Genomic DNA, 7,351 nt, shown 5'->3' on the forward strand with positions numbered 1-7,351 from the left:
AATCATCTATTTTCAGCGCTAACTGCGTTGAATTTACTTGCAATAGGCTAGCTATTGACGCGTAATTTCGCCTTGTTTTCACTAAAAATCTCTAGCTAGAGAAAATAAACATAAATATCATTTTGATTCAATATGTTAGTAAATCTCTTAACCAGAGTTCAGGTTATTTAAATGGTGATGCTATTTATAAGGACTAATACTTGAAAGACTAAAGTCACTTTGCATAATAACTTGCCCATCAATGCCTTTAAGCTTTAATGAAATAGCAGGGTCGACTTGTTGCCAGTCTATACTTAAATCACCATAGTTAACATTATGTGTGTAATCACCGACACGATGCTGGTTAGGGCTAACGTCTTTCCACTTTTCTGTCAGGCCTGAGCTGGTCATTTCAATAAGCGGGTAATCAAGATTGTGTTGATACCTTGAAATCTCGCCCCAATGGGTATCGCCGCTGATGATCACCACGCCATTTACTTGGTGTTTTTTAATTAGCTCAAATAAACGGTTTCGATCCTCAGGAAAATTTGCCCACGACTCCCAACCGGTAAAATCAGGCAGTAACTGCAAGCTTGACGCTATTAGCTTTATTGCCGCTGGCTTTTTAAGCTCGGCTTCAAGCCATTGCCACTGTGCCTCTCCTAGCATTGATGCGCCTTTAACTTCAGTTGGACTGTACGGGCCTTGGTTATTTGCTTTACGCTTTGTAAAATACTCAAGTTCGCTCACTGAATTAAGCTTATCGCGATTAAAACGTAAGTCAGGCATGATCACCTGCACGGTTTGCTCGCCTTTGCCATACATGTACGAGGTATAAATACCATCAGGGCGGGTACGGCGTTTTGAATTAGCAGGTTCTTGCCAAAAGTCGAGCATAATTTGCCGCGATGCTTCTTTATGCGGATACTCTTTACCCGCATCGTTTTGACCATAATCGTGATCATCCCACATGGCTATTATTGGTGTTTTTGCGCGTAGTGCTTTAAAGCCAGGCTTTGCCCCAAGGCGTTGGTATTTATTTTTAAGTACAGCCATGTCGTTAGTATCGCCATAAATGTTATCGCCTAAAAAAATAAATAAATCACTCTGCTCTTTATTTATCGCATTAAATATAGGAATGTCTTTATCTTGATGCCCGCAAGAACCAAATAATATTTTAGACGGCGCAGCCATTGCTCCACTGCTAATCACAATAGTCAGTGACAGTGCAGAATAGGTAAGGGTTTTTAGTAACTGTTTCATTTTAAAATCTCGTTAATAGCCGGTGCCATATTAGGGTTAATTATGTGTGGATTTTGCCCAAGTGCTTTTAAAACGGTGGCGGCAACTTGCGCTTGTTTAAGCTCGTTTTTAGTTTTCATTAAACCGTTATTTTTAATTGCAGGGCCAATAGCTGCCAGCCAAATATGCTCAGAGCCAATAATTCCCTCAGGAAATGCCTTTTTACCCTGCTTCGACTTTGCTAATGCCCGTTTAGAGCTGTGATGTTGCCAATCGTTTGCGTAGCTGCCACGCCCATGATCGGTGGTAACAATTAACGTAGTATTATTTTTATAACCTGGGGTACTTTGAATGGTTTGCCACAAATCATTTAAAAATGCATCGCTTTGTTTGGCCGACTTTAAATAGGCATCGTAATGCCCATCGTGAGCAAAGTCGTCAGTCTCTCCTAAACTAATCACCAGTAGTCTTGGTTTTATCGCCAGCATATACGCTTTGGCAAAACGATAGGTAAAACTATCAAGCCGTACATTGTGCCATGGGCTGGGGATTTCTGTTTGTAATGCGTTTAACAGGGGCGCATCGGCAAATAAATCATCGGCAATAGGCATAAATCCTGCGTTTACATACACATGACTACGCTTAGTATTTACAATGTAAGGAAACACATCCCAACTACCAAATAATGCGGTGCTGTCTTTAAATTCAGGTTGGGCGTTTAAACGCTCTAAAATAGTTTTATTTGGGTTGAATACCTTGTCGTTACTGTTGATACTTTCATCCATTTCACCAGTAAGAATTTCGTTATACCCAGGGTATGAAAAATACCACGGATTACTCACCGACATAGTTGAGCCTTTAGCCCTATTGCCAATAATAACGCCTTGTTTTGCGATAGTTTGAGTTAAAAATGGCATTAACAACTGTTGGCGCTGTTGCACACTTTCATCCCAAAATTCATTGCTTAACTGTGCTGGTTGCTTAACAAACTCTTTATTATTGAGCAGGTTTTTATCGGCACCATTAAATACTTCCTGCCAGCGCACGCCGTCAAGGGTGACTAGCACTACATTTTGTTGAGCAGCCAATGCCACATTATTAAACAATAAAATTAAACTTAACCCGATAATTTTTATCATGCTTTTCATGGTGTTCTCATCAACTTTATATAGTAAAAAGCCCATCGATGATGGGCTTATATAAGATTACTTTAGGTTTAAAAAGTAGCCGTTAACGTCACGGCTGCTGTGCGTGGGGCGCCAATAAAGTAAGTACTCCCATTGCCCGTACCACCTGCCAAGTAACTTTTATCGGTAATGTTATAAACCACAAAGGCAATATCAACGGCTTTAAACGGGCCTGCGTTAACTTCGGCTGAATAACCTGCGTTTAAATCAAGCACGGTATAGCCATCAACGTCGCCGCGCTCACCGGTGTATTTAGCCGATAAACCAAAGCGGAAATCGCCACTGTAGTAATCGGTTGATAGCACAAATAAATCATCCACTGAGTCAATTACTTTGCCTCCTGCCTCAAAGCCTGGCGCATCGCCTTTGTATTCAGAGCTATTATTGGTGTATGAGCTATATACATTCCACTCATTATTAAGCATATAACTTGCTGACAGCTCTAGGCCTTTGGACTCAATACCGCCCACATTGAGGTATGAGCCGTTTGTGCCTATGGTGTAGTCTATACCGCCGGTATCGCTGCCAGGTGCTATAAAGGTGATGCGGTTATCAAACTCAATTGAATAGGCCGTTGCTGTTAATTTAAGTGCATTATTTTGATAGCGTACACCCAGGTCAATATTTTCAGCGGTTTCTGGCTTAATAGCTGATAAGTCAGAGCTATCGCGTTCAAGCACACCGTCTTTAATGGCGGCAAAGTTTTCGCTATAGCTGGTAAATAGCTCAGTATTACTATTTAGCTGATACAAAATGCCGCCACTAAATAGTAGGTCTGAATCACTGTTTACTTTAGCTGTTGTGGCGTTTTTATAGTGGTCATACTTTTCTATATCCACTAAGTATTTTTTTACCCCTAGGTTTAAGGTAAGGTCACCTAGTGTCATTGAGTCTTGTGCATACCATTTAAGCGTATCAGTCTCAAAGGTGTTTTTGTATTGCGTCCAGTATGGGGTGTTATCAAAATGATGATAAATACGGGCATCGATTACTTTATGCCAATCACGCGACTCATCACGGTCACTTTGCTCATACCAAAAACCCGCTTCTATATCGTGTATGCCAAAGCTAGCCTGATAATTAGCAGTTACCCCTAAACGATCTTTATTGTAATGAGTATGACGATAAGACATAACAGGCGTTGCATCAGCGTCGTAACACGCAGGATTAAGCTCAGGGTCCGACTCCCACGGCCAATTTAAACTTGCGGTACAACCTGCGTTCGGTGCAAGTGGATTACCGTTGCTATCTGTAAAGCCATAAGAGCCTGCGTTTGTGCCCCCCTCGGTGGTTGGGTTGCCATTTTCATCTACAGGGGACGTTAAATAAGGTGGGATCCAATCGCCACGACCAGAATTTTTATGATAATACGGGCTAACGGTTAATAATGATGTTGGAGAAATCGCGTATTCAAATTTTAAATAGCCTAGGGTATTTTCACGTAATGTGCCCCAACCTTCTGCAAACATTTGGTCAAAGTGCGGAACGCCTGTCCAGTTCCATGTTAGCTGATCCCAATCAGGGGTTTGCTCAAATTGTTCTAGGCTCACGCTATTGTAGTTGGTCTCGCTTACATCGTCGTACGATACACGCCCTGTAATAGTTAAATTATCAAGAGTGGTAACAAATTTCGCTTCAGCGTGTTGGTTATCTTTACCGCCATTGCTGCCTGAGCCAATCCAGCGGCTGGTATCGGTTTGTGAGTAACTCACGTACGCTTGGGTATTTTCGAAAATGGTGCCAGCTTCGTGCTTAACATAATAACGCGAAGCGTCGTGACTGCCTGAGGTATAAGCAAAAGTGGTGCTTTTATCTAAACTCGGTGCTTTACTTACAAAATTAAAAGTACCGCCTAATGCCTCTAATGAGGCCGATTTAATGTCTGAGGTACCTTGGCCAACTTCCACTGTCACCAAGTTTTCGCTATCGAGATAACGATTCGCTTTAGCTCCGCCACCATAATTAGAGCCACCATTAGGAATGCCGTCTATCGTCATACCTAATTGCTGTTGGTTAGAGTCAATACTAAAACCACGCATGGTGATAGTTGTTGACCAATCGTCGCCGCCAAATGCGTCGCCTTCGTTTATGCTAATGCCAGGTAAGTTATCTATTACTGATAACACGCTCGATACCGAGCTTTGTTGCTCAAGCATGGCAGGCTCAATAACGTTGTTTGCATAACTGGTTGGTTTTGCAGTAACGGTTACTTCTTCTATCACGTCATCGTTAGCATAAGCAGATGTTGATACCGCCATGGCCACAGCCATGCTCAAAATCGATTTATTTTTTAAAGCGCACATTGTTGTCCCGTTTGTTTCTAATTATAAAAGGTAATGATGAAAGCGGGCACAGTCTATTTTTTAAATATGACAACGAGGGGCAATTTTATTGACAGCAAGATTAAACAATTATGAGTAAATTATGGCAAATAAATGTATAAAAAAAGACACTCACAGTTGTCCATGAGTGTCCTATAGTTTTTACTAAATTAGCTGCTATTTCAATTCAGCTAGCATTTCATCACTGTAAGCTGTGACTTCTTCGCCGTTTTTAATTTTGCTAATGTAATCTGGGTTAGCAATTAGCGGGCGACCAATAGCAATTAAATCAAATTTATTGTCGTTAATCGCTTCTTTGGCAGTTTCGAAACTATAACTACCTACCCCCACTAAGGTACTTGCATAACCAGCTCGTAAAAATTCAGAGGTTGATTTACCTTCTAGTGAATCAAAACGCATGCTGTCGTCAAAAATACCGCCATGTAAATAAGCTAACTTGCGGTTTTCAAGCTCTGGTAATAAGTAGTCAAATACTGCTTTATCGCGATTGTCTTCGCTCATATTAAAATAAGCACCTGGCGTTAAACGTATTGCGGTGCGTTCATTGCCTACTACATTAATAACTGCATCGGTTACTTCCAGTGCAAAGCGCGACATGTTTTCTGGTGTTTGGCCGTACTCGTCATCACGTTTATTTGCCGCATAATGTAAAAATTGGTCAATTAAATAGCCATTAGCACCATGAATTTCCACGCCGTCAAAACCCGCTTCCATCGCATTTTCTGCGGCTTTAGCGTAATCGGCCACTAAGCCTTTAATATCATCTTTAGTGGCAGCTTTTGGCGTAATATAAGTTAGCTCGCGCATACGCGGTACTGAACCTTCAACCCCTATTGCAGATGGCGCCAAAACATCACCACCAAAAAAGTGAGGGTGAGCAACACGGCCAACATGCCATAGTTGTGCAAACATTTTTCCGCCATTGGCATGTACTGCATCAGTGACTTTTTTCCAACCTTGAATTTGTTCGCTAGTGAAAAGCCCAGGTGTATTTGGATAACCTTGAGCATCAGCACGGATAATAATGCCTTCACTAATAATTAAGCCTACATCAGCACGGCGAGCGTAGTAATCAACCATAGCTTGTGTAGGCACTAAATTGTCATCTGCCATACAACGAGTTAGTGGTGCCATTAGTACACGGTTTTGCAGTTCAATGCTGTTATTTAATTTAAAAGGTGAAAGTAAGTCTGTCGACATAATGTTTATCCTTTGTTGAATGTACATTCAAGATAAGGTCACTTGAATGAATATTCAAGTATAATTTTGAAACTTTGTTCAAGATTGCGTAAACTGCTTTACCTAAACGCTGCTTAAAGTAGGATTATTGCTGAAAGTTCGCTTTACCTACTCTGCCAACGAGAAGAGTCATTATGAGAACTGCAGAATTTGATACAGAGTTTGTACTGCGCCAAGCAATGGCGATGTTTATGCTTCATGGCTATGCAAAAACCAGTATGCAAAAACTGACTCAAGCAACCCATTTACATCCAGGCTCGTTATACGCGGCATTTGGAAGTAAAAAAGGCATTTTTTTAGCCGCTACTGAGCAATACCAAACCGATCGCAATACACAGTTTACGGCGCTGTTTGAGCACAGCAGTTGTATTTTAGATACGCTGAAACAATACCTTAATATCATTGTGCAAGAATGCGTTGACGGTGAAGCAACCAAAGTGTGCCTGCTCACAAAAAGCATTAGCGAGGTAGAGGGTAACGATCCACAAATTTGCCACGTATTGCGTACTAATTTAACTGCATATGAGCACGCTTTTGCGCAGCAGTTACAAAAAGCAATTGATAATAAAGAAATTACCAATGGCCGAAGTGCCATAGAGCTGGCACGATTTTGTGTTATGGGTATATATGGATTACGCACCTACGCATTAACAAACCAAGACCCCGACGCACTAAACCAACTAGCCAATGAGCTACTAGCAGCTATCAGCTAAACTAAATTTTAAAGCGCAGCAGCTCGCTGCTCTTTGTATACTCCACAGTGAGAGAGAGCCAAAATGACCACCGATAATTTATCAAAGCAAGACGACGTAATTTTAGGCCTTGGCGCAAAAAAACGACTCGCATACATGTACGAAACCGTGCAGCAATTTAAGCAAGTGTGGATTTTAAACGATGACGACGGCTGCGTAATGCTCACTAACGAGGACGACGATTGCGTGCCGGTATGGCCAACACGAGAGTTCGCACAAGCTTGGGCAACCGGCGAATGGCAAGGCTGTACACCTAAAGCAATTCCAACAAACGATTGGTTTAGCCGCTGGACACCTGGCCTTGAAGAAGACGACTTACTGGTGGCCGTGTTCCCTACCGAAGAAGACGACGGCACAATTTTATTCCCTGATGAGTTTCAAGCCCAGTTGAGTAAATCAATTAGAAGTACTAAATTTTAGGGCCTGTTGACCTTTCAGGATTAAAATTTGTTCAATCTAGGGGCCATTTAATCGCGGCGCGAGGTTTGTAACCTAGTGGGCTAAGTAAAAACCGAGCAACAAAGAGTAAACCCCCCTTGGGTCGAACCCAAAGGGCAGCGCGTGTTTGGCATTTATGCTGCGTTATCGCCTATTTATGTGAAATAACACC

6 protein-coding genes are annotated in these 7,351 nt (G+C 41.8%); 2 read left to right on the forward strand and 4 right to left on the reverse strand.

Features of this window, described 5'->3' with window-relative positions:
* Positions 1–180: 180 nt before the first annotated feature.
* The 4 genes from CWC30_RS16330 to CWC30_RS16345 form a co-directional block, all read right to left on the reverse strand.
* Positions 181–1,242, reverse strand: a complete 1,062-nt coding sequence (locus CWC30_RS16330) for an alkaline phosphatase D family protein (protein ID WP_138627626.1) — start codon at positions 1,240–1,242, stop codon at positions 181–183.
* Positions 1,239–2,369 (reverse strand): alkaline phosphatase family protein, encoded by a 1,131-nt coding sequence (locus CWC30_RS16335; RefSeq protein ID WP_171034741.1) that lies wholly within the window; start codon positions 2,367–2,369, stop codon positions 1,239–1,241. Before CWC30_RS16335 ends, CWC30_RS16330 begins: the two co-directional genes overlap by 4 nt.
* A gap of 68 nt (positions 2,370–2,437) precedes the next feature.
* Positions 2,438–4,711 (reverse strand): TonB-dependent receptor domain-containing protein, encoded by a 2,274-nt coding sequence (locus CWC30_RS16340; protein WP_138627628.1) that lies wholly within the window; start codon positions 4,709–4,711, stop codon positions 2,438–2,440.
* A gap of 195 nt (positions 4,712–4,906) precedes the next feature.
* Entirely contained in the window at positions 4,907–5,950 is a 1,044-nt protein-coding gene (locus CWC30_RS16345) for an alkene reductase (protein ID WP_138627629.1), read from the reverse strand.
* A 173-nt stretch (positions 5,951–6,123) separates the two neighbouring features.
* Here CWC30_RS16345 and CWC30_RS16350 point away from each other — a divergent pair, with 173 nt between their 5' ends.
* Entirely contained in the window at positions 6,124–6,702 is a 579-nt protein-coding gene (locus CWC30_RS16350; RefSeq protein WP_013464648.1) for a TetR/AcrR family transcriptional regulator, read from the forward strand.
* Between the two features lie 63 nt (positions 6,703–6,765).
* Positions 6,766–7,161, forward strand: coding sequence for a DUF2750 domain-containing protein (locus CWC30_RS16355; RefSeq protein ID WP_138627630.1), 396 nt, complete (start codon positions 6,766–6,768; stop codon positions 7,159–7,161).
* Positions 7,162–7,351: the final 190 nt, after the last annotated feature.

The organism is Pseudoalteromonas sp. S4741 (assembly GCF_005886135.1).
Lineage (GTDB): Bacteria > Pseudomonadota > Gammaproteobacteria > Enterobacterales > Alteromonadaceae > Pseudoalteromonas > Pseudoalteromonas tetraodonis.

What these genes read in the sequence shown, in the direction of transcription:
- CWC30_RS16330 (WP_138627626.1), bottom strand. Translation starts at nt 1,242, where the DNA reads ATGAAACAGTTACTAAAAACCCTTACCTATTCTGCACTGTCACTGACT.
- CWC30_RS16335 (WP_171034741.1), bottom strand. Translation starts at nt 2,369, where the DNA reads ATGAAAAGCATGATAAAAATTATCGGGTTAAGTTTAATTTTATTGTTT.
- CWC30_RS16340 (WP_138627628.1), bottom strand. Translation starts at nt 4,711, where the DNA reads ATGTGCGCTTTAAAAAATAAATCGATTTTGAGCATGGCTGTGGCCATG.
- CWC30_RS16345 (WP_138627629.1), bottom strand. Translation starts at nt 5,950, where the DNA reads ATGTCGACAGACTTACTTTCACCTTTTAAATTAAATAACAGCATTGAA.
- CWC30_RS16350 (WP_013464648.1), top strand. Translation starts at nt 6,124, where the DNA reads ATGAGAACTGCAGAATTTGATACAGAGTTTGTACTGCGCCAAGCAATG.
- CWC30_RS16355 (WP_138627630.1), top strand. Translation starts at nt 6,766, where the DNA reads ATGACCACCGATAATTTATCAAAGCAAGACGACGTAATTTTAGGCCTT.